At 68.0% G+C, this 24,607-nt stretch carries 24 protein-coding genes and 4 pseudogenes; 16 read left to right on the plus strand and 12 right to left on the minus strand.

Annotated elements, in window-relative coordinates; genetic code table 11:
• The first annotated feature begins 655 nt into the window (after nucleotides 1-655).
• From Sri02f_RS35215 to Sri02f_RS41470, 6 genes are all read left to right on the plus strand, one after another.
• Entirely contained in the window at nucleotides 656-1,057 is a 402-nt protein-coding gene (locus Sri02f_RS35215) for a class II aldolase/adducin family protein (RefSeq protein WP_109005381.1), read from the plus strand.
• 132 nt (nucleotides 1,058-1,189) lie between these two features.
• Nucleotides 1,190-2,509 (plus strand): UDP-N-acetylglucosamine 1-carboxyvinyltransferase, encoded by a 1,320-nt coding sequence (gene murA / locus Sri02f_RS35220; RefSeq protein WP_218029920.1) that lies wholly within the window; start codon nucleotides 1,190-1,192, stop codon nucleotides 2,507-2,509.
• 1 nt (nucleotide 2,510) lies between these two features.
• Complete coding sequence (locus Sri02f_RS35225) at nucleotides 2,511-3,722, plus strand: radical SAM family protein (RefSeq protein ID WP_245970941.1); 1,212 nt, start codon at nucleotides 2,511-2,513, stop codon at nucleotides 3,720-3,722.
• Nucleotides 3,664-4,056, plus strand: a complete 393-nt coding sequence (locus tag Sri02f_RS35230; RefSeq protein WP_109005383.1) for a helix-turn-helix domain-containing protein — start codon at nucleotides 3,664-3,666, stop codon at nucleotides 4,054-4,056. Before Sri02f_RS35225 ends, Sri02f_RS35230 begins: the two co-directional genes overlap by 59 nt.
• Before the next feature lie 100 nt (nucleotides 4,057-4,156).
• The gene (locus Sri02f_RS44235) at nucleotides 4,157-4,819 is read left to right on the plus strand and encodes a DUF6093 family protein (RefSeq protein WP_507772821.1); all 663 of its coding nucleotides are present in this window, start codon (nucleotides 4,157-4,159) and stop codon (nucleotides 4,817-4,819) included.
• Nucleotides 4,702-5,106: a hypothetical protein gene (locus Sri02f_RS41470; protein WP_159106834.1), complete on the plus strand. Its 405-nt coding sequence runs from the start codon at nucleotides 4,702-4,704 to the stop codon at nucleotides 5,104-5,106. The genes Sri02f_RS44235 and Sri02f_RS41470 overlap by 118 nt, the downstream gene beginning before the upstream one ends.
• Before the next feature lie 563 nt (nucleotides 5,107-5,669).
• On the opposite strand, the gene Sri02f_RS43260 is transcribed toward Sri02f_RS41470, so the two are convergent.
• The 4 genes from Sri02f_RS43260 to Sri02f_RS35250 all read right to left on the minus strand — a co-directional run bounded on the left by Sri02f_RS43260 (nucleotide 5,670) and on the right by Sri02f_RS35250 (nucleotide 8,951).
• A complete protein-coding gene (locus tag Sri02f_RS43260; RefSeq protein ID WP_245970942.1) occupies nucleotides 5,670-6,554 on the minus strand; it encodes an ATP/GTP-binding protein in 885 nt (294 codons plus the stop codon).
• Nucleotides 6,548-6,763: a hypothetical protein gene (locus tag Sri02f_RS35240; protein ID WP_174855774.1), complete on the minus strand. Its 216-nt coding sequence runs from the start codon at nucleotides 6,761-6,763 to the stop codon at nucleotides 6,548-6,550. Before Sri02f_RS35240 ends, Sri02f_RS43260 begins: the two co-directional genes overlap by 7 nt.
• A 116-nt stretch (nucleotides 6,764-6,879) precedes the next feature.
• Nucleotides 6,880-7,679, minus strand: a protein-coding gene (locus Sri02f_RS35245; protein WP_373865158.1) for an IS5 family transposase whose coding sequence is annotated in 2 segments (ribosomal slippage) — nucleotides 6,880-7,341 and nucleotides 7,344-7,679 — 798 coding nt in all. Because the reading frame shifts where the segments join, the coding sequence is not laid out codon by codon here.
• 375 nt (nucleotides 7,680-8,054) lie between these two features.
• Complete coding sequence (locus tag Sri02f_RS35250) at nucleotides 8,055-8,951, minus strand: NAD-dependent epimerase/dehydratase family protein (protein ID WP_109005385.1); 897 nt, start codon at nucleotides 8,949-8,951, stop codon at nucleotides 8,055-8,057.
• A 148-nt stretch (nucleotides 8,952-9,099) separates the two neighbouring features.
• On the opposite strand from Sri02f_RS35250, the gene Sri02f_RS35255 reads away from it, so the two are divergent.
• On the plus strand, nucleotides 9,100-10,062 hold the full coding sequence (locus Sri02f_RS35255; protein WP_109005386.1) for a GlxA family transcriptional regulator: 963 nt from the start codon (nucleotides 9,100-9,102) through the stop codon (nucleotides 10,060-10,062).
• Between the two features lie 92 nt (nucleotides 10,063-10,154).
• Here Sri02f_RS35255 and Sri02f_RS41475 read toward each other — a convergent pair whose 3' ends face one another.
• Both Sri02f_RS41475 and Sri02f_RS43265 read right to left on the minus strand, forming a co-directional pair.
• Nucleotides 10,155-10,310, minus strand: a complete 156-nt coding sequence (locus Sri02f_RS41475; RefSeq protein WP_159106835.1) for a hypothetical protein — start codon at nucleotides 10,308-10,310, stop codon at nucleotides 10,155-10,157.
• A gap of 369 nt (nucleotides 10,311-10,679) precedes the next feature.
• Nucleotides 10,680-11,090: pseudogene (locus tag Sri02f_RS43265) on the minus strand (GGDEF domain-containing protein); the annotation flags it as partial.
• Nucleotides 11,091-11,364: 274 nt separating this feature from the next.
• On the opposite strand from Sri02f_RS43265, the gene Sri02f_RS35270 reads away from it, so the two are divergent.
• Nucleotides 11,365-11,883, plus strand: coding sequence for a hypothetical protein (locus Sri02f_RS35270; RefSeq protein WP_109005388.1), 519 nt, complete (start codon nucleotides 11,365-11,367; stop codon nucleotides 11,881-11,883).
• A 149-nt stretch (nucleotides 11,884-12,032) separates the two neighbouring features.
• On the opposite strand, the gene Sri02f_RS35275 is transcribed toward Sri02f_RS35270, so the two are convergent.
• The 3 genes from Sri02f_RS35275 to Sri02f_RS41480 form a co-directional block, all read right to left on the minus strand.
• Complete coding sequence (locus tag Sri02f_RS35275) at nucleotides 12,033-12,686, minus strand: hypothetical protein (protein ID WP_109005389.1); 654 nt, start codon at nucleotides 12,684-12,686, stop codon at nucleotides 12,033-12,035.
• Nucleotides 12,683-12,994, minus strand: coding sequence for a hypothetical protein (locus Sri02f_RS43270; RefSeq protein WP_245970943.1), 312 nt, complete (start codon nucleotides 12,992-12,994; stop codon nucleotides 12,683-12,685). Before Sri02f_RS43270 ends, Sri02f_RS35275 begins: the two co-directional genes overlap by 4 nt.
• 389 nt (nucleotides 12,995-13,383) lie before the next feature.
• Nucleotides 13,384-13,677: a hypothetical protein gene (locus Sri02f_RS41480; RefSeq protein WP_159106836.1), complete on the minus strand. Its 294-nt coding sequence runs from the start codon at nucleotides 13,675-13,677 to the stop codon at nucleotides 13,384-13,386.
• Between Sri02f_RS41480 and Sri02f_RS43275 the strand changes: the two are divergent.
• From Sri02f_RS43275 to Sri02f_RS35315, 6 genes and pseudogenes are all read left to right on the plus strand, one after another.
• A pseudogene (locus Sri02f_RS43275) lies at nucleotides 13,670-14,562 on the plus strand (IS3 family transposase); the annotation flags it as partial. The gene Sri02f_RS41480 and the pseudogene Sri02f_RS43275 sit on opposite strands and share 8 nt — an antisense overlap.
• 70 nt (nucleotides 14,563-14,632) lie before the next feature.
• A pseudogene (locus Sri02f_RS35300) lies at nucleotides 14,633-16,047 on the plus strand (IS30 family transposase).
• A gap of 4 nt (nucleotides 16,048-16,051) precedes the next feature.
• Nucleotides 16,052-16,345 (plus strand): annotated as a pseudogene (locus Sri02f_RS35305) (integrase core domain-containing protein); the annotation flags it as partial.
• Between the two features lie 129 nt (nucleotides 16,346-16,474).
• Complete coding sequence (locus Sri02f_RS41485) at nucleotides 16,475-16,645, plus strand: hypothetical protein (RefSeq protein ID WP_159106837.1); 171 nt, start codon at nucleotides 16,475-16,477, stop codon at nucleotides 16,643-16,645.
• 186 nt (nucleotides 16,646-16,831) lie between these two features.
• Nucleotides 16,832-17,713 carry an alpha/beta fold hydrolase gene (locus Sri02f_RS35310; protein WP_109005393.1) on the plus strand — a complete coding sequence of 294 codons (882 nt, stop codon included), beginning with the start codon at nucleotides 16,832-16,834 and terminating at the stop codon, nucleotides 17,711-17,713.
• A 222-nt stretch (nucleotides 17,714-17,935) separates the two neighbouring features.
• Nucleotides 17,936-18,352 carry a hypothetical protein gene (locus Sri02f_RS35315; RefSeq protein WP_245970944.1) on the plus strand — a complete coding sequence of 139 codons (417 nt, stop codon included), beginning with the start codon at nucleotides 17,936-17,938 and terminating at the stop codon, nucleotides 18,350-18,352.
• Nucleotides 18,353-18,801: 449 nt separating this feature from the next.
• Here Sri02f_RS35315 and Sri02f_RS35320 read toward each other — a convergent pair whose 3' ends face one another.
• Nucleotides 18,802-19,071 (minus strand): hypothetical protein, encoded by a 270-nt coding sequence (locus tag Sri02f_RS35320; protein WP_109005394.1) that lies wholly within the window; start codon nucleotides 19,069-19,071, stop codon nucleotides 18,802-18,804.
• 855 nt (nucleotides 19,072-19,926) lie between these two features.
• Here Sri02f_RS35320 and Sri02f_RS35330 point away from each other — a divergent pair.
• The gene (locus Sri02f_RS35330) at nucleotides 19,927-21,324 is read left to right on the plus strand and encodes a replication-relaxation family protein (RefSeq protein ID WP_174855775.1); all 1,398 of its coding nucleotides are present in this window, start codon (nucleotides 19,927-19,929) and stop codon (nucleotides 21,322-21,324) included.
• 98 nt (nucleotides 21,325-21,422) lie between these two features.
• Here Sri02f_RS35330 and Sri02f_RS35335 read toward each other — a convergent pair whose 3' ends face one another.
• Nucleotides 21,423-21,953 (minus strand): sigma-70 family RNA polymerase sigma factor, encoded by a 531-nt coding sequence (locus Sri02f_RS35335; protein WP_109005396.1) that lies wholly within the window; start codon nucleotides 21,951-21,953, stop codon nucleotides 21,423-21,425.
• 274 nt (nucleotides 21,954-22,227) lie between these two features.
• On the opposite strand from Sri02f_RS35335, the gene Sri02f_RS35340 reads away from it, so the two are divergent.
• The gene (locus Sri02f_RS35340) at nucleotides 22,228-23,208 is read left to right on the plus strand and encodes a fibronectin type III domain-containing protein (protein WP_159106838.1); all 981 of its coding nucleotides are present in this window, start codon (nucleotides 22,228-22,230) and stop codon (nucleotides 23,206-23,208) included.
• A 182-nt stretch (nucleotides 23,209-23,390) separates the two neighbouring features.
• On the opposite strand, the gene Sri02f_RS35345 is transcribed toward Sri02f_RS35340, so the two are convergent.
• Nucleotides 23,391-24,524 carry an IS630 family transposase gene (locus Sri02f_RS35345; protein ID WP_109005398.1) on the minus strand — a complete coding sequence of 378 codons (1,134 nt, stop codon included), beginning with the start codon at nucleotides 24,522-24,524 and terminating at the stop codon, nucleotides 23,391-23,393.
• Nucleotides 24,525-24,607 lie beyond the last annotated feature (83 nt).

Genomic DNA, 24,607 nt, shown 5'->3' on the forward strand with positions numbered 1-24,607 from the left:
AGCTTGACGCCCCCAAAAGAGCGCGGAGTGCGCTCATAGTGGGGGCATGGCTCGCGACTGTCGCGTAGCTGCCCCTGTATTGCTGCTGACTCCAACAATCCGGGGAATGAAGGGCGCGATGGCGCGCCCGAAGGCAGGGGGCCGGTGGCCACCGCTCGGCAGCGGTGATCACCGGCCCAGCTCTTGCCCGAGCGGGATGGCAGACTCTGAACGCACCTCGACGCCCAGCTCCGCGCCCCTTCGCCCTAGTCCCTGGCTATTGCCGCGCTAGAGGAAGTCCTGTATGACGCCAGGCCGCGTTCACGTCCTCTACCAGGGTCGGCTCTCCAGCGACGGCCTACCGCCTCCGCCCGCGAGTAGCTCGCCACGTAGTCGGCGCTGCCCTGAAGCGCACAGCACCTCCGGGCCGCGTCGACGTCATCCCAGGACGGCATGGCTTCGGAGTCGGTCAGGATGACCGCCTGCGTCTGGCGGGCGCACCCTGGCTCTCCACCGAGGCGGCCGGGGAGACCCACGTCCGGACATACCACTGGCTCTTGGGAGTGAGCTGCAGAGGCTCTACCTCCGTCGAGCGCGTCGAAGACGTCGTCGATCAGCCGCTGGGCCATGCGCGGCGCCTTGGGCCGACGCGTCCCTGGGCCTGGCTGTACCGAGCGTGACCAACCGAGCCGACACCTTTGGTGACATCCCCTGTCTCCTCGCGGACGACAGCGCCGTGAAGGCCGACTTCATCGCCAACCCCAGTCCGCTGGACTTGCCGGAGGGCATGGTGAACCGGCCCGACGTCGCCGCCGTCAGCCTTCTGGAGTACAGGCCGCAGCTGGAGAAGGTCATCGCGCCTCGCGCCGACGAACTGCAACGTCACGGCCTGGCCTTCACCCTCTACCGGCACGGTGCGTTCACCGTCGGCCGACAGCTGGAGGAGACCGTCGACCTGATGCTGCGCCTGGAGGAGACCGCGCGGACCGCGCTGTTGCAGCCCCAGCTCACTGGCGGAGCTGTCTACCCCAACCGGGTGTTCCGACCCGAATGGCGGGGCGTGGCGGTGCAACCGTGACCACACCAGTATCGTCGTATCTCATGGGGCGGGATTTGATCTAGAGGCATAGTGATATTCGGCCCCAAAGTATCCGCAAACTGGGACAGGGAACGTCGCCGCATGCATATCTTGACCTCGCAGGAGCAGCCCATGGCCGCCGACCGGCACACCTACCGCATCACCGGCGGAGTACCGCTTCATGGCACGGTCGAAGCCTCTGGCGCGAAGAACGCCGTGACCAAGGAACTCGTTGCCACTCTGCTGACCGGCGAACCCTGCGTGCTCCATGGCGTGCCCCGCATCCTCGAGGTGGACCTCGTCCTCGGCATGCTCACCGAGCTGGGCACCCATGTGTCCTGGCTCGGCGAGCACACCGTCCGCGTTCACACCCCAGAGGTGACCAGCACCTCGCTGTCCTCTATGTACTCCGGCGTCAACCGGATCCCGATCCTCATGATGGGACCCCTGCTCCACCGGCGCGGCGAAACCGTCGTCCCACTTCCCGGTGGCTGCACCATCGGCAAGCGGCCCATCGACTTCCATCTCCGAGGTCTCGCCCAGATGGGTGCTGACATCGTGGACCGGCCCGGCTCTGTCAAGGTGTCTGCCGACCGGCTCACGGGTGCACACGTCCACTTGCCGTTTCCCTCGGTCGGCGCTACCGAGAACCTGCTTCTGGCGGCCGTCCTCGCCAAGGGCACAACCGTCATCTCGAACGCGGCCGTCGAGCCCGAGATCGTCGACTTGGTGCTGATGCTCCAGAAGATGGGGGCTCTGATCACCATCGACACCGACCGTACGCTCACCGTCTCGGGCGTTGACGAACTCCGCGGTGCCGAGCACCACACCGTCGCCGACCGCATCGAGATTGCCTCCTTCGCCGCGGCAGCAGTCGCTACCGATGGCCGCATCGAGGTGCGTGGCGCACGCCAGGATCACCTGATCACCTTTCTCAACGTACTGCGCCACGTCGGCGGCGAGTTCAACGAGACGGAGCACGGCTTGGAGTTCTTCCGGGCCCGGCCGCTGACCGCCACCGACGTCGAGACCGGCGTCCACCCCGGCTTCATGACTGACTGGCAGCAGCCGATGACGGTCCTGCTCACCCAGGCGACCGGCACTTCCGTCGTCCACGAGACGATCTATGAGGACCGGTTCGGCTATGCCCAGCAGCTCAGCGATTCCATGGGCGCCGGCATCGAGCTGACCACCCGGTGCTTGGGAGCTGCCGCCTGCCGATGGCACAACCGCGACTTCCAGCACACCGCCAAGATCACCGGCCCGACCCCGCTCAAAGCCGCAGACCTTGTCATTCCCGACCTGCGCGCTGGCTTCGGCTATGTCCTCGCCGCCCTCGTCGCGGACGGCACAAGCACCATCAGTGGCACCCGCTACCTCGAACGCGGCTACGAGGAACCTGTCGCCAAGCTCACCGCAGTCGGCGCCAACATCACCACCCAACCCGCCTGACATGTCCGTGCCGCCCGCCCACAGCCGGACGGGCGGCACCCCGGCCGAAGAGGACCCGTCCGTGCGAAATGCCTTACCTCTCCTACCTCCACAGCGGGTGTGGGAGCCGGTCATCGACCAGCACGACACCTGGCTCGCGATCAATCCGGATCAGGGCTGCCCCAAGGTCTGCGACTACTGTTACCTCCTCGACCGCGGTCAAACGCGCGTCAGGCCAGCTCAACTGGCCACCCCCCAGCGGACCGTCGACTTGCTCCTGTCGAGCCCCTACTACTACCGGCAAGCCGTCCTTGCCCTCTACACCTGCACCGATGCCCTCGCCACCCCACGCAACCGCGCCCACCTTGTCGGCCTCCTCGGCGAACTGGTCGCCAGGGGCGTACGCAACCCGGTGTGCCTGATCACCAAGTGCGCCGTCACCCAAGACGTCATAGATGCCATCCTCGCGGCGCGGGCGGACGGCATCCCCGTGATCGTGTACCTCAGCTACTCCGGGCTCGGCCCTGACATCGAACGCGGCATCGACCACGAAGCACTCCGTGCCAACTTCCCGCGTCTGAGCGAACACGGGATTCCCGTTATCCACTACTGGCGTCCGCTCATCCACGCTAACGCCGCCCCCGAGACGATCACCTATGTCCTGGACTGGGCCGCTCGCTATTCCACCTGTTCCGTAGCTGTCGGCCTCAAAGTCAAGCGAGGCTCCAGGAAGCAGATGGCAGACCTCTGGCCCGCACTGAGCGACGAAAACCTGCCCCTGGAGTCGGCCGACGCCGTATGGCCACGCGAGACCTGGCAACTGCTGGACACCCTGCCGCTCCTATATCCCGACCACCCTATATATCAGACCAACTCCTGCGCCCTCGCTCACGTTCTGCGGCGCCCGGACAACCACAATGTCCATGCCACCCCCAGCTGTACGGCCAACCACTGCCCGGTCAGTCAGCGCGAACGCTGCGCCACCGCCTCCCCGCCCCCGGTCAATGTAGACGCCATCCGGAACCAGCTCGTGTGGCTCGGCGTGCCTACGCTCCCAGTCTTCGACTGGGACGCAACGACACGCACCGTAACCATTCAGGGAGCCCTCAGCCTCCGTGACCGCAGCAACATCGCCCAACGGCTCGGCATCGCCGTCCAAGCTGCACGAGGCAGCAATGAGCAGTACTGGTCTGGCCGACTCGAAGGCCGACAACCCATCATCGTCGACTCGTAACGGCTGCTCCGAAACGCCGAAGAAGCATGAGGCAGCGGCGTCTGGAAGATCGAACGAGAGCTACGTCAATGGCTTCAAGACGGACTTGGCGCGCTCTCTCGTCCTTCTCCGGAAACAACGTGGTTGGTCGGTGTACGACTTGGAACGGCGAACAGGAGTCAGCCGGTCGACGCTTTCGCGGATCGAACGAGCCGTGACCGAACCGACGACGACCGTATTAGTAAAGGTTTGTTTGGCATACGGCTGTCCCGCGTCACGTCTTGTGGCTGAAATCGAATCTCGGCTGCCCCGGCCTAACGACTCCAGCACATCCGCCGAGCAAGTCACGGATTGACGAACAGATTCGCTGACCGTGCCCAGTAGGGTCGTTGGTATGAGTACACCCACGGAAGGGCTGACTCTGGGGGGCCGTCAGCGCGATCGTCGAGAAGAAGATTCTCACCAACAAGGTCCGCATCTATCGGCCTGGCGAGCCGGTCTTCAATCCGGACACGGGACAGTACGAGCCCGGCCCGCCAAGCACCATCTATGAGGGCCCGGGGGCGATCTTCCCGACCGGAGGTCCTTCCGTCGTCCTGCACCTCGCCGGACAGGCGTACGTGGACGACACCCCGTCCCGCTACCGACTGCTTACTCCGCTGTCGGCGCCGGTCGCCTCGCGCGAGGACACCGTGGCCGTCGTAGAGGCCGAAGACGAGTCGGCCATCGGCCGGACCTGGCGCGTCGTCCTCCCCGCCGTCGCGGGGGTGCTTCGGAGGCCGGGGCCGGCGAGCACACACCGGGCCAGTCCTCCCCGCCGACGCGGGGGTGCTTCGAAGAACAGATCCCTGTGCTTCACGGTGTACCCGTCCTCCCCGCCGTCGCGGGGGTGCTTCGGAGTTGGAGAACAGCGGCATCACCCGGACCGAGTCCTCCCCGCCGACGCGGGGGTGCTTCGCCTCCGGGCATCGCACAGACCAGTTCAAGCGTCGGGCACCAGGTGGTCCTCCTCGATGACGCGGGGGTGCTTCGCTACGCTCCACCTGAGCCCGACCCACGCGACATCACCACAGACCAGATCGCCGGCATGCCCGAAGGCGCGGCCCACGTCGTCGTGAAACTGGTCGAGTACGAAGCGAAAGAGTCACCGGAAACCGTCTGCGCACGCGACGCCGACAAACCGGAGTGCCTGATCCAGGGCATCGAATACCGCGACCAGGGCTACGCCCACGCCCAGCGGTGGATCGACAACAGCCGCGGCTCGGATCGTGACGGAGTCGGGTCAGAGACGCGCCGACGCTGTAGTGCAGACCACATCGCTGAACTGGCTGCGCGAGACCCTCGGCGAGCAGAAAAGCTGACGCGTGCTGAACTTATGCCCACGCCCGTACCGTCGGGGGTGTAAGCGGTGAATGTTCGAGCTGAGCCCCTTGGGGTCGGGCGTTGGTTGGGCAGGGGCATCAGTTGGACGGCATCGCGGTGAGCCGCTTGAGCTGACCAGAGGCAGGCGTGCTGGGAGTCCCGTTTCGCTCGCTGGGGTCGGCGGGCTGGCAGATGAGACGTTCCACGATCTCGGCCCGCTCGCTGATCTGCGTGTGTGGGGCGGGTTCTGCCGCTGTTTCGTAGGCGTGGGGGCGCTGCCGTGTCTGTGATTCGCAGGTGAAGGCGTGATCGGGTGTGGCTGGCGGTACGGGCCGAGCGGGTGGTGCCGGGGAGGAGCCGGATGGAGCGCTCGGGCAGCCGCGTGGCCTCCCGTGGGGAGCCGGGAGGCGCGGCGGGCCCTGTCGTACACGGGACGACAGGGCCCGGCCAGGGTGTCCTCCGCCTGGAATAGCGGAGGTGTGCCTGTGGGCACACCATGCATCAGATACCAGCCACGGCGATAGATATCGGCCACGACTGATTCATGCGATCGACGCGGCGACCGGCAGGCCAGCTGTGGTGTCGCAAGCGCCGCAGTTGTCGGTGTCAGTTGAGGACTTGGAGTTCTGCGACAGGGATGGCGACCTGGGACCGGCGGGTCTGGGTGAGCTGTCCGGCCTGCCCGGCGGCGCCGGCCGTGATCCGCCAGTCGATGGTCCACGTGGATGTCGCCGTGACCCGGTAGCGGCCTCCGGTCTGGCCGGCGGAGGTATGCGTGTAGGTGTGTCCGCACGTCGGAGAGTTGGTGTTGCCTGCCGCCACTGTGTAGGGCGTGCCGGGTCCGGCACAGGCCACGACCCCACCGTCACCCATCTGCCACACGATCTTCGAGACCTTGGCGGTCGCCCTGACGCTCACGCCGCCTGCCGAGGCGCTCGCGGTATTGGGCCCGAACGTCGTAGCGCTCTGGTTGACCCACATCCACATCGGCATCCCGACCAGATACTTCCCGGCGGCCCTCGGGCTGGCGATGTCGGGTCCGGCGAGCTTCATGGTGTCGACGGCCCGCTGCGCCAGAACGGCCGGGTCTACGGCGGTGGCCGCAGGCGGCGGGTCGGCGAGCCACTGGTTCCGCTCGATGGAGTTGGGGCTGTGGAGGTAGTGGCAGGTCTGCTGGTAGACGGCGCCGTCGCCGGGCGGGTGCCCTTCCCAGTCCAGGGAAGCTGCCGGGGGCTGGGGTGAGAGCAGTTCGTAGGTGCATGTCCACGGATTGCTGTCCGTGCTGCTCCCACCACCGCCCTGGGGTGCGTTTCCCGCACTGCCGCCGGTGCCGCTGCCCGTCTGGCCAGGGGCGTCGGCTTCCACTTCGCAGATGTAGTCGCCACAGACCACACCGCCGCCTGGCCCGTCGGCGAAGGCGGTGGGCGCCGAACCGAACACGGCCGCCAGGGCGACGATGGCCGCGGCCGCCGTCCTGGTCCGGGTCAGCACTTCTTGCCCTGCGGCTCGTCACGGACGACCCGCCAGCCCTGCGGCCACTTCTCCAGCGTGGTCAGCACCTGGTACTTGGTGAGCCGGTTCGTGGGCAGCTTCACGGGCTTGCGAGTGTCGGCGATGACAGGCTGCCACTGGGAGACGTCTAAGCAACTGGACAGCGTCACCCTCGGCGTCGGGCTGTCCAACTCGGTCTTGGTGACCACCGCATCCGAGAAGGTGACCTTCCCCAGATAGATCCGGCCCCGCGCGTGAGCGCGTTGCGCATCGCTCTCCGCCTTCGACAATGTTTCGGACGCCGCGTACTGCTTTACAGGTCATCTCAATTGGTGAGTCTGCGGTAGCAGATGAGGGTGCAGGCGATGCTGGTGAAGGCCAGAAAGTGGCTGGCTTTGCGTTTGTAGCGGCGATGCAGGCGTCGGCATCCGGCAAGCCAGGCCATGGTGCGTTCGATGGTCCGGCGGTGTCGGCCCAGCCGCTGGCTGGAGTCTGTGCCCTTGCGTGCGATGCGGGGCGTGATGCCACGGCCGCGTAACCATCGCCGCAGGTGGCCGTAGTCGTAGCCCTTGTCTGCGTGGAGCTTTTCGGGCCTGCGTCGCCGTCGGCCGCGGCGGGAGCGGATCGGCGGGATTCCCTGCAACAGCGGGATCAGAGCCTGGCTGTCATGGACGTTGGCACCCGAGATGCCGACGGAGATGGGCAGACCGGTCCGCTCAGTGACCAAATGGATCTTCGAGCCGTACTTGCCCCGGTCTACAGGATTCGGGCCTGTCAGCTCCCCCTTTTCAAGGCCCGTATGTTCACGGAGTCGATCGCGCACCGCGTCCAGTCCAACTCACCGCGGGAACCGAGCTCGTCGAGGACCAGGCGGTGCAGCTTCGCCCACACCCTGGCCTTCGACCATTCCGTGAATCGCCGGTGAGCCGTGGCTCCCGACGGTCCGAACGATGCGGACGGCACCTGCTGCCACGTGCAGCCCGACGTCGCCACGAACACGATCGCGGCCAGCACTTCGCGGTCACCGTGCCGACGTCGGCCTCCACCTTGCGGACGGGTCGGCGCCTCCGGCACCACCCGCTGGAACAACTCCCACAGCTCATCCGGCACCAGCCGCTCGACGATCCCCACACCGGCAGGTTATCGAACACGCCAAATGAGATGACCTGTAAGGAGGAGGTCGCACGCCGCTAGGGCGTCCTGACCTCCTGGACGTGCTGAAGAACGCCGAATTCCTGAGCGGTTTCACTGCCTCGACCTGGGACCGGTCGCCGCCGTATCCCGCCCCCGCAGCCCGGCGGATGCCACCGATTGCTCGCGGACGGAGAAGCGAGAAGAACTTCCAGGACCTCACCGACCTCGGATGAACGTGGGCGCGTCGCGGACCTCGGTCTGACACGCTCCTGCGCAGCGCGGGACCGTGCGGCGATCGTCGGGCACGTCGCGCACCTCACGTCCAAGTGGAGGCGGGCCGGAAGCCCCGGCCCGCCCACCGCGGCGTCAGGCCTTCAGCGCTTCGCTGAGGGTCGAAGGCTTGAGTCCGAAGGTGTCGCGGATATCGCTGTCGTCCACGATGAACGGACGCTCGGACATGTAACCCATCTCGGCGAACTCCCGCCACAGTGGATCGGTGAAAGCCAGCAGTGTCAGGTCCCGTTCGGTGAGCGGCTCCAACCGCGGTTCGGGCGTTCCGTGGAGTTCGGCGAGGCCGGTCGCGGCCTGGCGCAGGGTTGTGGTGATGACCGGGGCGTGCCAGGCCCGCCCCCAGGTCCGCTCGTCGCCGCTGACCGCCACCAGTGCCGCTGCGACGTCCTCGGTGTACGAAAACGAATGCGCCGTATCGGGGTTGCCATGGACGAGAGCCAGTTCACCTTCGCGGACCCGAGGCGCGACCAGCAGCGTGAACGCTGAGACTGCGCCTGGGCCCAGGTACTGGCCAGCTCGCACTTCGGTGGCCCGCAGCCGCCCTTCGTCGTGGGCATCCTTGGCCTGCCGCCACAGCTCGGCCCTCACTCGGCCCTTTCGGGTGTTCGGGACCATCGGGGTGCGCTCGGTGACTGGCCCGGTGGTCTGCTGATAGCCGTAGTGGTTACCGAGCATCACGTAGTCGGCCCCGGCCCGCTCGGTCGCGGCGAGGATCGAAGCGAACAACGGTGGCATGGTCTCTGGCCAAGTCTGGTAGGCGGTCATGGCGGCGTTGAAGACCGTGGTCGCTCCGGCCAGTGCCTCGGCCAGTTCGTCAGTCCGGCCCGCGTCCAGGGCGATCCGTTCGATGCCGGGGTGGTCAGGGCCGCTGCCGCTGCGGGTAATGAGGCGGACCCGCTTGCCGCTGTCGGCCAGTTGCCTGGCGGTCGCGACCCCTGTCGCGCCTGCCCCGATGACGACTGATTCAGCCATGACGTTGTCTCCGTTATCCGTCAAAAATGGAACGCTTCCCTGAAGAGGGAAACGTGGTTCGCGGGGCCCCGACCGCTTGGCCAACTGTGCCGTGCGGCCGCAGGGTAGGGTCAGTGGCCTGAAAGCCACGAGATCCAAGGATCTAGCCATGCATCGTGTCGCCGTGCTGGCCGTCCCCGCGGTCAAGCCCTTCGACCTGTCCATGCCGTCGACGCTGCTCGGCGCCGCCGAACTCAAGGGACACCCCGGCTACGAGGTGACGGTGTGCACCGCCATGCCCGGTACAGTCGCCGCCTCCGGTGGCATCGAGGTGGTGATCCGGCACGGCCTTCAGGCGGTCGCGGAGGCGGACACAGTGATCGTCCCCTCAACCGCCAGCCGGCACGACGCCGAGCCAGCCGCACTGGACGCCCTGCGGGAGGCGGCCGCCGCGGGCAAGCGCGTTGCCTCGATCTGCAGCGGCGCCTTCGTCCTCGCACAGGCCGGGCTCCTCGACGGCCGCGCTGCCACCACCCACTGGGCCCTGGCCGAAGAACTGCAGCGCGCCTTCCCTTCGGTGCGCGTGGACGCCGACCGGCTGTTCGCCGAGGACGGACCGATCGTCACCGGTGCCGGCTCGGCCGCCGGGATCGACCTGTGCCTGCACCTGATCAGCTCTGACTACGGCGCGGCCGTGGCCAACACGGCGGCCCGCGCCGCCGTCGTCACCCCGGTGCGCCACGGCGGGCAGGCGCAGTTCGTACAGACCCCACTACCGGCCAAGACCGACTCCTCACTAGACGCCGCCCGCATCTGGGCACTGCAGCATTTGGACCAGCCGATCTCCCTAAACGACCTGGCCGGTCAGGCCAAGGTCAGTGTGCGGACCCTGACCCGCCGCTTCACAACCGAGACTGGTGTGACCCCCTTCCAATGGCTGCTCCAGCAGCGACTGCTCCGGGCCCGCGAACTTCTGGAGACCACCGATCTCACCGTCGACCACGTGGCCCGTCGCAGCGGCCTTGGCTCTGGCGAGTCGCTCCGCCAGCACCTGAGCCGCCAGATCGGCATGACCCCGGCCGCATACCGAGGCGCCTTCACTCACCGCCCGAGTGTGAAGACTGGTCAGTGACCGCACATGGCGGCCATGTCCGGCATGGAGCGCGTACATCCGCGACCGCACCCTCGAAGACCATGAGTCCGCCCGCAAGCGCGGCAAGACCATCAGCGGCGCTGGCGCGTCACCGACGAGGACATGCTGGCCATGGCCCTCACCACCGGCACGAAGAAGGGCCAGCACCCCTCGCCCGCCACCGCCATGCGGATGCTGCGCGAGCACGACGAGAAAGCCACCACGGCGGCGAGCGCGTCCGAGGCCAAGTCGGGCGGGGTGTCATCCCTCGCAGGCCGTGCCTTCGTCTGGGGCCCGGCTGCGCGGCGGCAACATCAGAGCCAGATTCCGTGGGGCGGAATCCGTCACGGACATGTCCACCACACAAAAGAGCAGATCAGACCCCACGAATCACTGCTGAGCTGCCCATAATCCAGGGCACGGGCCTGTTCTCCGGACTCTTTCCGGCGAGGATGCAGGTCGCGAAGGGCTGGCGGATCGTGATGCCGCGGATCCAGTCGCCCTGGGGCAGGGTGGCGACGCTCATGCGGCTCGCCCCACACAGCGGTGCCCGGGCGGCCCGCGCGCCGGCCGTTAATGGACGGCACCTTGGCGTGCTCCGTGGTGGCGAGGGCCGGGCGGCCGGAGTGCTTGCCGTCGTAGAGAGCGGCGTCCGCGGCGCGCTGCGCCACGGACAGGTCACGGGTGCCGATCACGTCCAAGGCCGCAGCGCCGACCGAGGCAGCGACGTCCACGGCCTGGCCGTCGTCCAGGAGCACCGGGACGCGCAGCATCCGCACCAGTTGCGCGAGGCGGACCTCGCGGCGGCCGTGGGGCAAGCGCAGCACGATGGCGAACTCGTCTCCACCGAGCCGACCGACGGCCGCACCCGGGCCCGCCCAGGCGGTGAGCCGGTCGGCAGTCGCCCGCAGCACCGTGTCCCCGGCCGCGTGGCTCAGAGTGTCGTTGACGTCCTTGAAGTGGTCCTGGTCGGAAGCGCGCGGGTTCCCGGAATCCTGAACGTTGGTAAGCCGGAACCTGCATGCCAGCTGATGGCTGCGGCGGTCCCACGCGCGGGTTCCGGGCTAGCTGACGGGAAATGGTGAGCGAGGCCCGGTTCTGCCAGGAGGATCGGGAAGACCACAGCTGATCTGAAAGACGCATCCCGCCTGGGACTTCGGCTTCGACGACGGCGACGAACTCACCTGGGGACTGCCCTGACAGGCTGCTCTGTACGATCACCGAATACTGGGCGCTGGTCCGCCTGTCCTGTGCGGAGATCAGCAAGGGGTGCCCTGTCCGGATAGTTGAGGGAGTTGGCGGGTGTCCGCTTTGGACTTCTACGCTCACCTCGCCGTTTGCGGTGAGGTCCTGGGAGTTGGCCTCGGTGCCGACCCGGAAGCCTGGGAAGCCGCCCTGGGGGCGACATGCCTCGATGTTCCCGGTGGTGGCCTACTGCGGCGGGACTACGGGCTCGTGGAAATCAACTTCTCGCCGGACCAGCCAGGGCGGCAAGGGCAGATGTCGTGCTCCGGCTTCGGCGTGAAGATCCAACGACTGCTGTACGACCAGTCCCCGAGCACCGTGCCGTCCCCGCTCTCGCGGGCGTACGGGGAATTTGCACCCAGAGTCCCCTTCAAGGAACTGCAGACCGCCATCCTGGCCCTGGGCCACACGATCGAACTCGACAAGCACAACACGTCGAGTGACATGGACTGCTTTCGCGTATCCGCGTCCGCCGCCCGCATCCACGTCGTCGCTGACCCTGACCCGTACGGGTCAGGCGACCCAGATCCAGACGGACATCAGAGGGGCGACGTCTGGTCCGTCGACGTGTGGTGACCAGCTGGCGACCTCCCAGCAGTGTCCGTGATATCTCTTCGCTACGAGGAGCGCCGGGCAACGATCACCTGCGCGGCGGGCAACGATCTGAAGAGCGCACCACCCAGCTGATCAGCCACACTCAAGCCCCCCGTGCCGCATCCAACCGGCTAGCCCGCAGGCCAATGTGGGTTCGGCGTGCCGTCATCGCTCATGTGCGCCCGTCGCCAGATTTCGTTCCAGTGGAACGGGGTCTCCGGCACGAACCGGTGCCGCTGCCCGCACGGACATGGCGCCAGCGCCCGCGCGCACCCACGGCACAGCTCGACCCAACCGTGCCCGGTCGAGCTCAGCACTCGTGGTCCCTCATCCCCACAAGCCGGGCAGCCGAGCGGATCAGCACCGTCCAAAATCGCGTTCTGCCGCCGGACGTACTCGGACAGACGCAGCGACGGGTGGCGAAACGGGTCTTCGAACCAGGCCCGGTCGGGGCTTTCCCACCAACTCTGCAGCCACCACGGCCAAGGGTTCGGTACAGCCCGCCGCCCAGCCTGCTTCTCAGCCCGGCGCTGCGCTGCGTACTCGTCTGCCCGCACGAGCCACAGCACCCGCGCCTCGTGCAGTTCCTCCACCGCCCGCGCCAGCGCGTCCGGGTCCGCCTCCAACCGACGGGGGATCGCCGCGCTGAGCGTGAGGTGGTGGTATGTCGCCCGCAAGCCGTAGGGAGCAAAAACGGTGAGGCAAGTGCGCAACGCGCTGTGCCGCCGGTGGAGAGGGAGCCGGGCGTCGTGCACGCGAGCTCGGTGGGTCACGAAGCTGGTCATGATGTAGGCACCAGGTCCAGTGCCCGTGCCAGGGCGGCAGTGACGGCGGCAGCGTGTGCCGGCAGGTCTTGTTCAGCCCAGGTTTCGGCAAGGCTGAGGAAGTCCTGCAAATCCTGCTGGGCGCCGGTGACGAGCGTGCCTATCTGGTCTACCGACAGCTCGATCACCGGGCTGCTGTCCGTCTCGTGGGCGTCGAGCGTCAGCCGGACGATGTCGCCAAGACGTTCAGCCGTCGAGAACGGATCGTGGCCGAAGTAGGCGCAGCCGGTGCCGTTGAGCACCTCCAGCCAGTCGCGCCAGGTCTCCAAGCCGTTGCAGCAGCCCGGCTCGAAAAGACGATGTCGGTGGCGTTGTCGGTCACCCGGAAGCCGTCGGCGGCGAACAAGTCAGGCATGGTGAGCAAGCCGTGCAGGAAGGCGCCGAGCGGGTCGGTCGGGCACGGCCCGTGCTCCTCCTCCGGCTCGAAGTCGTTGCAGTCGGCGATCTGCATAGCCGCCGTGCCGACCTCCGCCGGAGTGAGCTCCCCATTCAGCACGAGGTAGCCATATGACTCGTGCTCGCGAACAGGCCAGAGCGCGAAGTCGTCGGCTGCGGAGATCTCCAGAACGGGTTGCATCCCAATCACATGGGGATGATGCCGGACCCACTGCTACACCGCCACGGGCTTTCAGCTGGCATCGGGCTCGGAGCAGGCCCACTACCTGGGCAGTTTCGCGGTGCGCTCCGGGCAGGCGGCGCTGACATAGCGCATGGCAGTCTGCGCGGTGATCCCGAAAAGCCGCATCAGCTTGAGGGGATCACCAGTGCCAAACGCCTCGTTGAGCATGCGGTCCTGCCGCAGGCCGACGAGGGTGACGTTCTTGGGGAGGGTCCTGCGAAGCAATGTTCTGCTGACTACCGGATGATCCGGGTCGAGGGGACTGCTGCAGGGTTGGGTGACACCTGACCTGGCTTGCTGAGAAGCGGCCTGGAAGGATGTTGCAGTGCCCAAGCCGTATCCGAAGGAGTTCCGCGAGGACGTCGTGCGGGTCGCGCGCAACCGCGAGCCCGGCGTCACGCTGGAACAGATCGCCGCCGACTTCGGGGTCCACCCGATCACGTTGTCGAAGTGGCTGCGCCGCGCCGAGACCGATGAGGGCGCCAGGCCCGCAACGACGTCGTGTGAGTCGGCCGAGCTGCGCGAGGCCCGCAAGCGGATCCGGTTGCTGGAGCAGGAGAACGAGGTGCTCAGGAGGGCTGCGGCGTTCCTGTCGCAGGCGAACCTGCCGGCAAAATGATGTACCCGCTCGTCCGTGAGCTGGCCGCCGCCGATGCCCCTTACCGGGTGCCGGTGGCGGTGACGTGCCGGGTGCTCGGGCTGGCCCGCCAGCCCTACTACCGGTGGCTGACCAGGCCGGTCACCGATGCCGAGACGGCCGAGGCATACCGGGCCAACGCCCTGTTCGACGCGCACCGCGACGATCCCGAGTTCGGGCACCGCTTCCTTGCCGACGAGGCCCGCGCTGCCGGTGAGGCGATGGCCGAGCGGACTGCCTGGCGGATCTGCCGGGACAACGGCTGGTGGAGTGCCTTCGGTAAACGCAAGGGCCGCGGGAAGAATGCCAAAGCCGGGCCACCGGTCCACGATGACCTGGTGCGGCGGCACTTCACCGCGGACGGGCCGAACCGGTTGTGGCTCACGGACATCACCGAGCACGCGACCGGCGAGGGCAAGCTGTATCTGTGCGCGATCAAGGATGTGTACTCCGGCCGCATCGTGGGCTATTCCATCGACGCCCGGATGAAGTCCCGCCTCGCGGTGGCAGCGCTGGAGTCCGCCGTCGCCCGCCGCGGCCCCGCTGCGGGATGCGTCGTGCACTCCGACCGCGGATCGCAAGGTGAATTCAACTGGTCGTCGCAACACTTTGATCTCGGAGGTGTGCGACGTGGCCACGGCGGACTGGAGTTTGAAGACCAGCGATGTTCCGGAGGGTCGGCGTCGGCAGTGGCGTGCTGATCGTGCGTTGCGGCCGGCGATGCGTTCGCCGGGGCGGCCTGATCCGTCTCGAGTCGTGCAGCGCCAGTTCTGGCGGCTGATCGCCACAGGGGTCACGACGGTGGAGGCGTCGTTGGCGGTCGGCGTGTCGTGGCCGGTGGGTGCGAGGTGGTTTCGTCACGCTGGCGGCATGCCTCCGATCTCGTTGACCGAGCCCACGGGCCGGTACCTCGCGTTCGAGGAGCGCGAGGAGATCGCGATCCTCAGGGCGATGAACAAGGGCGTGCGCGAGATCGCCCGCGCCCTGGGGCGTGACCCCGGGACGATCTCTCGCGAACTGCGCCGCAACGCCGCCACGCGCAGCGGCAAGCAGGAGTACCGCGCGACGGTCGCCCAGTGGAAAGCACAGCAGGCCGCCAAGCGCCCGAAGACCGCGAAGCTCACAGGCAACGACAGGTTGCGTGAGTACGTGCAGGACCGGCTCGCCGGCAGCGTCCGCCGCCCCGACAACACGATCGTCCCCGGACCCAGGACGCCCGCATGGAAGGGGCTGAACAAGCCGCACCGACAGGACAGACGATGGGCGACGGCATGGAGCCCGGAGCAGATCTCGCACCGTCTCCATGCCGACTCTCCCGATGATGAGTCGATGCGCATCAGCCACGAAGCGATCTACCAGGCGCTGTTCATCGAGGGCCGTGGCGCGCTCAAGCGGGAACTGGTCACGTGCCTGCGCACCGGCCGGGCGCTGCGGACTCCCCGTGCACGGTCCCAGAACAAACCCCAGGGGCATGTCACCGCGGACGTCATCCTCAGCGAACGCCCCGCCGAGGCCGCAGACCGCGCGGTCCCCGGACACTGGGAAGGCGATTTGATCATCGGGACGGGCCGCTCCGCGATCGGCACGCTCGTCGAGCGCAGCAGCCGCTCCACGCTCCTGGTGCACCTGCCTCGGCTCGAGGGCTGGGGTGAGATTCCGCCCGTGACGGCCCTTCGCTCGGGGGCTATGGCGCGATCGCGATGAACACAGCGCTCACCGCCTCGATGACGCAGCTGCCCGAGCAGCTACGCAAGACCCTCACCTGGGACCGCGGGAAGGAACTCTCCGGCCATGCCCAGTTCGCCCTCGATACCGGGACGAAGGTGTTCTTCGCCGATCCCCACTCGCCCTGGCAACGACCGACGAACGAGAACACGAACGGGCTGCTGCGTCAGTACTTCCCGAAGGACACCGATCTCTCCCGGTGGTCGTCCGCAGACCTCGAAGCCGTCGCCATGGCGATCAACAACCGGCCCCGCAAGAGCCTCGGTTGGCGGACGCCGGCCGAGGTCTTCGAAGAGCAGCTACGCTCGCTGCAACAGCCCGGTGTTGCAACAACCAATTGAACTCGCCCAATTCCGCTCCCGCAAGGTCGCCGCCGTCCTCACCCGGCACGGCCTGGTCGGCTCCATGGGCCGGGTCGGGGCCGCCGGCGACAACGCCGCAATGGAGAGCTTCTTCGCACTGCTGCAGAAGAACGTCCTCGACCGCCGCGTCTGGGCTACCCGCCAGGAGTTGCGGATCGCGATCGTCACCTGGATCGAACGGACCTACCATCGGCGCCGGCGACAACGACGTCTGGGCCGATTGACCCCCGTCGAATACGAGACCATCATGACCCCACCCGCAGCTCTGGCTGCATAAACCCCCGCTGTCACCCGATCACGCAGCAGTCCCGAGGTCTACTTCCGCCCCTTGGCTTGGACGCTGAGTCCCAGTGACGACCGCCTGGACAGCGAGTTGGGAGAGTCAGTTCTCAAGACATGGCCCGTCGTGGACCACTGGCTGCAGTACGGAGACGACGTCGCTGCACTCGATTTGCGAGACCTGTGCCGCCGTGGCATTCCGACAGTTCGCCACCCCCTGCGCGACGGACACGGCGAATGGGTGGAGACCTTCCACAACGACATCACAGCGATCCTCGAAGGAAAGATCCCGGCATGACTTTGAGGTGGGCCGCGCATGTACGGTGCGGCCACCTCACGCGGAGAGCTCGCTCGTTCGAGGGAACCGGTGTCTCGTTGACTAGGGCCTGTCCGACGGATCATGGGCAGAAGCCAGGAAAGTATGTGCAGGTCACCGGACGATATTCTGGGTGCGCTCCGTGGATGACTATGACAGTCTCCGTGCATGTCGATCGTTGACGTGTCCCCTGAGGTGTCTATCGCGTACGAGAGTTTCGGCGACCCTGGAGACCCGCCAGTCCTGCTGGTGATGGGTTTCGGCGCGCAGATGCTCGCCTGGCACGAGGACTTTTGCCGAGCACTGGCAGACCGCGGCCGTTACGTGATCCGCTACGACAACCGGGACTGCGGGCTGTCCGCCAAGTTCGACGATCATCCTGTGGACATGGGCATGTTCATCGCCGCCGTCAGCTCGGGAGACATTCCCGCCGCCCTCGCCATGGTTCCCTATCGGCTTCTCGACATGGCGGGTGACGGCCTCGGCCTGCTCACCGCGCTCGGTATCGAACGCGCCCACGTGGTCGGTGCCTCGATGGGAGGGATGATCGCCCAGGTGATGGCCCTCTCCTGCCCGGAGCGGGTGCTGACCTTGACATCGATGATGTCCTCGACCGGCGAGAGCGAATACGGCCAGTCCAGCCCGGAGGCCCAGGCGGTGCTGTTCAGTCCCAAGCCCGCGGACCGCGAGGGATACGTTGCGGCGGCGGAGCGGGAACTGGTGTGGGCCTCCAAGCGATACGGCGACGCCTCGGTGCTGCGTGAGTTGGCCGCCGCGAGCTACGACCGCGCCTACTACCCCGAGGGGATCGGGCGGCAGCTCGGCGCGATGATCCTCAGCGGTTCACGTGCGGATGCACTGCGTGAGCTGCGGGTGCCGACGCTGGTGATCCACGGCCTGGACGACACGCTGATCGACCCCAGCGGCGGGAAACGCACCGCGGAGCTGGTTCCCGGCGCCGAACTCCTGCTGGTCCCCGACATGGGCCACGATCGCCCGCGTGAACTCTGGCCCGAGCTCATCGATGCCGTGGTGACCCATACCGGTTGAGCAAGCATGTCCAGAGCAGCATTGAGGGGAGATGCGGCTGCTCCGGTACTGGTGCCGGCCTCGAGTACGCCAGGTCTGTCCCAGATCATGGGCGCAGCCAGAGTCGAATCGAGGCGATGATGAGGCGAGCCGGCTGCGCCCCGGCCCCCGGGCCAGGACGCGGGGGAGTGGGAGATCCCCCGCATCCCGCCGCAGTACGAGCGAGCTGTCCTCGCCGGCGCGGTGGTGCGGGAGAAGCTGCGCACCACCACCACCGCGACCGCTGTGCGGGGCCGGGCGTACGACGTCGTCGCCCACCAGCAGGCGGCGATGCCTGAGCAGCTGCTCGCGCCCGAGCCGGCCGACCCCGAACACGACGATCAGGAGCAGAAGCCCGGCCGCCGCGAGGCGCTGGACCTGACGGCGCTGCGGGCCCTGCGGGAATCCCGCACGGACGTGGAAGCCCTCGATGTCACCGCCGAACGCCTGCGCCACCTCCAGGACGCGTTCACCGCAGCGGCCGACCGGGCCCATACGACGATGGGCCGCTACGCGCGCCGCGACGACGCCGGGACGCCGCACCCGGTGCGCGAGGACGACCAGCAGGCGCACCGCCCACAGCAACCCGGACCGCACCGAGGCCGGGAGGCCGGCCACTGAGTGGACCCGATGGCGCGCGCTCGATGCGGTGGTGCGCACCGACGATGCCCCGCGTCCACTCCACCGAGTGGAGTCCACCGCCCGGGAGTGGACGCCACCGGGCCCGGCCTCCACTCCACCGAGTGGAGCCCACCGAGTGGAGCCCACCGGGTGGAGTGGACGACATCGACGGGGTCGGGGCCGTGTCTTCACCCGGTGCGTTTCTCCTTGACCTCAGCTCAGGTCAAGGAGAAACGCACAGCCTCCACCCGGGCCCACTCCACCGCACCGCGTCCACCCGGTGCGCGCCACTCCCGCGCGCCGGCCGCACCGGTGCGCGCACCGCCCACCGAGTGGAGCGCACCGGATGGACGGTGGTGCGCACTGGATGGGCGCACCACCGCACCAGTGCGCACCGGGTTGGTGCGCTCCTCCGCACCGGTGCGCTCCCACCCGGTGCGGTGGTGCGGTCAGCGGTGCAGAGCCACCACGTTCTCCACCACCGCGCGGGCCCGCTCCACCTGTTCGTCGCGCAGCGCCCGCAGAGACGGGACGACGCTCACCGGGGCGTCGGAGAGGACCTGGCCGACGAAGTGCGCGATAGTGCGGGCGATCCCCGGCGCGGCAGCCGCGGGGGCGTGTGTGGCCCACTCCCTGATCGCCATCAGGTAGAGGACGCCGACCTCGTCCAGGACGAAGGAGTCGGCGCAGGGCTCGGTGTCGTCGGACAGTGCGGTCACGGGGAAGCGACCAGTTCCGCGATGGCCGGCAGGAGCCCCGGCAGCTGCTCCACCTCGGGCGCGAGCCGCGCCGCTGTGGCGTCCTCGCAGGTTTCCACGGCCAGGACGTAGTCGAAGCCCAGCTGGACCAGGTGCGTGGGCAGCGAGGGAACGATCGGGGCATTGGCAGCTCCTGACGTACGGGCGCCGTGCCGATCACGGCGACGTCCCAGCAGGGTCGGCCCGCCAGCCTGTGGACAGAGACCAGAGAACTCTCCCTCCCGAGCCGAAACCGACGAATCAGGGCCGCAAGGGTCAAACCGGGCCCCCTTGTCCGGCGTGGTCGGTCCCGACCACGAGCCCGACCATCACCCCTTGTCCACCTCTGCTACCGCCCGACCACGACCGCGTTTCTCCTTGGCCACGGCCGCTACCAGCCACGGTCAGACCGCGGACAAGGGGGTCCCCTGCACGCTGCTCCCTCAAGTCCCCGCTCACCAGGGCGGCCTGAAGCGAAGGAGCCACCCCGATGACCACGCACCGACCTCCGGCAGGCGCCCGGCGCGCCCGCCCCGACCACGTGCCCGACCGGCACCGGGCACGCCGCCCTGGCCTCCTGTGGTGCGTACTTGGGACGCCACTGTGGAACCCACTTTGGTGCCCGCTACCGAGCAGGACGGAAAAGTCGCAGGTCACCGCGCAGATACGGCCGCGCGCCGCGTTGTCACGACCCTCTTCTCTCCTCCTGAACTTCTGTGTGATGTCCGTGGAGGAGGAGATCATCGGGTCCGGGGGCCGGATGCCCTCTGCGGCCGGGCGCGGCCGGCGCTCGGCAGGTGGCCGCGCGCGACAGGCGACGGGGAGGGAGCGGAGCTGATGGCGGGGAAGCGGGAGGAGAACCCGGCGGGGTCGTCGAACAACCTGCGCGGCGACGTGCTGCGCGTGCTCGGGGTGCTGAAGGTCGCGACGGTCGAACAGATCCAGCAGATCTCAGCTCCGCACCTGAGCTACCGGCACACCGACAAGCCGGCGCCCTCGAAGCGGAAGCAGGCCCGTACCGCCTCGCACCTCGGGGCGCTCTCCGATCTGCGCAAGCACGGCCTGGCGGAGAACGGTGGGCAGCTCCCGGGCGGGGACAGACTGCGTAACCTGACGCCCATGGGCCTGAAGGCCGCGGCTCGCGAGCTGGGGCGGCCGGTGGGGGAGATGGGCAACCCGGCCCGGGGCGCGGGCCGCACCGGCGCCTCCCACCCCATGGTGGTCAACGACGCCGTGCTCGCCCTGCTGCGCCCAAAGCCGGACCTGTCCCAGCTCGCTGGTGAGCCGGCCGACGTCCGCGCCGCTGCGCAGGCCGCCGTCGACGCGCCGGACGGGTTGGGCACCATCGCCTCCTACGCGACCGAGGTGGCACTGCCCGCGACGGGCACCTGGTCCAACCCCGGCAAGGGCGGCGCCCAGGCGGACATCGTCATCACCGCGCCCGAGGACGGGGTGCCGCTGCTGTTCGTGGAGATCGACAACTGCTACGAGTCCGCACAGGTACTCGCCGCGAAGATCGACAAGTACATGCGGTTCTGCCAGCGCAAGGTGAAGGACGTCGACGGCCATGAGCGGCCGATGTGGCGCACCCGATGGTGGGTGCCCGACGGACGCCACGGCGACCAGCCGCACCCGCCACTGCTGCTCGTCTTCAACCGGATCGGCCCGCGCAACCCCAACACCGTCACCGCGCAGCTGGCCGAACTGACCGAGCGGCACTGGAAGGGCACCGCGTACGACGGCGGCTTCCACATGTACGACGGCAAGCTCCCCATCGTGGTCACCGGCCTGAAGCAGCTCCAAGAGCACGGCCCGGCCGGGCCGATCTTCCGCCGCTTCGGCCGACCGCACAACCAAACCCTCCTCGAGGCGATCGGCAACCCGCGCCGCGAAGCGCACGACGCCCGCCAGCAAGCCGAATACGAAGCCCGCGAACGGGAGTACAAGGAGCAGCTGCGCCGCGCGGCCGAACAGAAGCGGGCCGAGCGGGAGGCCCGCCGTCCCGTATGCGCCGGCTGCGGCACCCGGTTCACCGACGCACGGTGGAAGGCCATCGAGCCCGCCGGGTGGGACGCCCCACGGGAGACCCACCGGCACCTGTGCGACGACTGCAAGCAGCGAGCGATCACCGCCGAACGCCAAGCCCAGCACAGCGAGCACGGGCACCACGAGGACGACCAGGCCGTGCCCGAGCAGAAGGCCGGCGGCACATGGATCTCACGCTTTCGTTCCTGACCTGGCGCGCTCGCGTCCTGAAGCGTCTGATGCCCGTGGCCCCCTCGAACGACTCCGAGGGGGCCACGGGCATCAAGCCGTCGCTGCTGTGGACAGCTTCAGGCCGAGTTGTCAGCCACGAGCAGCGTCCGAAGCCGGCTCCGGCCGTGACGCAGGTGGGATCGCACGGTGGCCTCCGTCAGCTCCAGCTCCTTGGCGATCTCCCGGGGAGGCATCCCATCCATCGTGTACACGAACACGGTCCGTTGGGTCGCTGGAAGGGAGTTGGCCAAGGACCTGACAAGCTGCCTCTGCGTGGCCAGGGTGGCCGGATCGGAGGCCGGATCCACGGTCTCCGTCAGCCACGTGTCCATGAGATCGACCACCGGGTTGTGGTGGTACTTGGAACGCAGGATGTCGATCCACCGGTGACGCGCCGCATGGCGTGCCAGACGCAACCGGTCGTTCTCCGGCGTGGTGTCCCACCGCTCCCACAGCCTCATCAGGGCGTACTGGGTGATGTCCCCGACGTCCTGAGGCTTCACGCCCCGCTTCTTCAAGGTCTTGCCCAGGTCCGCCTCGACCTTCTCGCTCTTGACGAAGGCCGTGAAATCAGCGCGGTCCTGGGCGGTCCGGTTCGCCGTGCTCACTCCGCACCCGCCTACTCGACCATCGCGTCGGTGGGCGTGGACGCAGAAGGTGCCTGCGCAGGAACCGCAGACACCGCCCGCACCTCGGCCTGCTGGGCTTCATGACCGGACGTGTCATCCCGCGATGGCGGCTGGGTCCGGTTCTCCTCGGCCGTACCGACGACGCATGCCGTGTCCGTGGTGGGCGAGGAGGTCGGGTAGGGCCGTGTCAGCCCTGGCTGGCCTGGCGGACGGGCAGTACAACCGTGCCGGATTCCCAGTTGTCATATACGGCATGACCTTACGAAGATCCGTCCGCGCCACCGTCATGGTCGCCCTCGGCATCGCCCTCCTCCTTGGCCCCGCCACAACCGCCGCGTCCGCTATGCCACACCTTCACAGCGATGATGGCCAGCGGGCAGCACAAGCCGACGATTCCGCGCCCGCCGCGCCGACCGGCCTCCAGGCGTCGTACGACCCCGCCGCTCAGAGCACAACGGTCAGCTGGGATCCGAACACCGAACCGGACCTCGCCGGGTACCGGCTCTACCGGCGTCTGGCCGAGAGCGAGGAATGGACGCTCGTCAGCGGCGCCACACCCCTGACGGCGACCTTCACGACCGATCCCCTCCCGCCCACCGGCGACGTCTACGCCTACGCCGTACGCGCCGTTGACCAGGCGGGCAACGAATCGGAGGGCAGCTACGACTGGTACATCGAGACGCCGGACACGTCGCCGCCCAGCGTCCCGGCGGACCTTACCGCGCGAGGCACAACGGCAGGCAACACCGTGCGCTGGCTTGCCTCGTCGGACCACGTGGACCACTACGAGGTGTGGGCGGCACCCGCAGGCGGGCAGGACCTGGACGGGCCGGACGAAGTGCGCGGCACCGCCTACACCGACCCGCGGGCCCCGCAGGACGTGGCCGTCACCTACACCGTCGAGGCGGTCGACACATCGGGGCAGCGTTCCGGCGTGTCCGCAGCAGTGAACGCCACGCGGCCCGCGCCGGGCACCGCACCGAAGCCCAGCGCGCTGAGGGCTCGGCACGACGGGAACGGGGTCCTCATCTCGTGGGACGGACACTCCGGTGACATGGGCCAGAGCTACCGTGTCTACGCCCAGTACCCCGACCCGTACGCATGGTCCCTCCTTGCCACCTCTTACCCCCGCAACGGGGAGGTGCGGATCCCGGAGGCCAGCGGACTCTTCTACGTGGTGAGCGTCGACGACGAAAGCAGAGAGTCGGCCCCCGTCTATGTCGGTGCCTACTGAGCGCCGCCTGACCCGAGCAGACGTTCGTCGGGAGGTTGACCGCCGACCTGGGGCCTACATCTCGATGCCGATGTCGGGCACCTGAGGAGCAGGGGCCGGACATCGGCATCGGTCGCTTGACGCTCCCGGGCCTTCGTGACGTGCCTGCCGGAGGGCGCCGGAGCGCGTCTCCTAGTGCCGCATCAGGCAACGTTCGCCCTGTTCACGACCTCACGGAGGCGTTCGTCGGCGGCGTGCTTGTTCCGCCAGATGATGTAGCGGCGGATCATGCTCCCTTGCTCCTTGTGGTTGGCATGGTCGGTGCCGTCGAGAGCGAAGTAGCGCAGGGCGGTGAACTGAGCCTCGATCCGGTTGAGCCAGGAGCTGTTGGTCGGGGTGTAGGCGATCTCCACGTTGTTCGCCGCTGCCCACGTCCCGACCCGCTGGCACCGCTTCGTCGTCAGGTGCGGTGAGTAGTTGTCGCAGACGATCGCAATGCGCACGTTCGCCGGGTGCAGCGAGCGCAGGTAGCGGCAGAACTCCAGGAACTTCGACCTGTTCTTGGTCTTCTTGATGTGCCCGTAAAGCTGGTCCTTGGCCAGGTCGTAGGCGGCGAACAGGTGGCGGATGCCGTGCGGGCGGGTGTAGGTCGCCCGGCGGCGGGGCCGAGGATCGCGGTCGGGGTCCTTGTGTCTGCCGCCGCGTTCGGCCCATTGCCGGCCGGGGTGCGGCTGGAGGTTGAGCGGCCCGAACTCATCCATGCAGAAGATGACTTCGGGCTCGCCTTCCTCGGGTATGACCTCACCGTCGGCGATCGCGTAGAGGTGTTCGACGCGGGCCTTCTTGGCCGCGTAGTCGGGGTCGCGGGAGGTCTTCCAGGTCTTCACGCGTTGAAACGAGACGCCCTCCTCGCGGAGCAGGATGCGAAGGCCCTCGTGGCTGATGTCGTCGACCACCCCCTCGGCGACCAGGAAGTCGGCCAGCTTGGCCAGACTCCAGGTCGAGAACGGCAGGCCGTGCTCGGCCGGCTTCGACTTGGCGATCTTCTTGATCTCCCGGCGTTCCGGGAGGGTGAAGGTCTTCGGCCGGCCGCCCTTGTACTTGGGGTAAAGCGAGTCGAAGCCGTCCGCGTTGAAGTTGTGGAGCACGTCGCGGACCCGGTCGTCGCTGGTGAACGTCACCTCGGCGATCTTCGCAACCGGCATGCCCTGCGCGGATAACAGCACCATCTGAGCCCGCCGCCAGGTCACCACCGAGCCAGTGCCTCTGCGGATGATCCGCAGCAGGCGCCTGCCCTCGTCGTCGTCAATTTCCCGAACTCGCACGCGTTCAGCCACGTGATCATTGTGGCCGTCTGGCGCTTCCCGGCGCAGCAACTGGACGACACACCACGACAGGGCGAACGTTGCCTGATGCGGCA

It is taken from the genome of Streptomyces rishiriensis, assembly GCF_003112535.1.
In the GTDB taxonomy this organism is placed as follows: Bacteria; Actinomycetota; Actinomycetes; order Streptomycetales; family Streptomycetaceae; genus Streptomyces; species Streptomyces rishiriensis.

What these genes read in the sequence shown, in the direction of transcription:
- murA (WP_218029920.1), top strand. Translation starts at nt 1,190, where the DNA reads ATGGCCGCCGACCGGCACACCTACCGCATCACCGGCGGAGTACCGCTT.
- Sri02f_RS35225 (WP_245970941.1), top strand. Translation starts at nt 2,511, where the DNA reads ATGTCCGTGCCGCCCGCCCACAGCCGGACGGGCGGCACCCCGGCCGAA.
- Sri02f_RS35230 (WP_109005383.1), top strand. Translation starts at nt 3,664, where the DNA reads ATGAGCAGTACTGGTCTGGCCGACTCGAAGGCCGACAACCCATCATCG.
- Sri02f_RS35250 (WP_109005385.1), bottom strand. Translation starts at nt 8,951, where the DNA reads ATGGCTGAATCAGTCGTCATCGGGGCAGGCGCGACAGGGGTCGCGACC.
- Sri02f_RS35255 (WP_109005386.1), top strand. Translation starts at nt 9,100, where the DNA reads ATGCATCGTGTCGCCGTGCTGGCCGTCCCCGCGGTCAAGCCCTTCGAC.
- Sri02f_RS35275 (WP_109005389.1), bottom strand. Translation starts at nt 12,686, where the DNA reads ATGACCAGCTTCGTGACCCACCGAGCTCGCGTGCACGACGCCCGGCTC.
- Sri02f_RS35310 (WP_109005393.1), top strand. Translation starts at nt 16,832, where the DNA reads ATGTCGATCGTTGACGTGTCCCCTGAGGTGTCTATCGCGTACGAGAGT.
- Sri02f_RS35330 (WP_174855775.1), top strand. Translation starts at nt 19,927, where the DNA reads ATGGCGGGGAAGCGGGAGGAGAACCCGGCGGGGTCGTCGAACAACCTG.
- Sri02f_RS35340 (WP_159106838.1), top strand. Translation starts at nt 22,228, where the DNA reads ATGACCTTACGAAGATCCGTCCGCGCCACCGTCATGGTCGCCCTCGGC.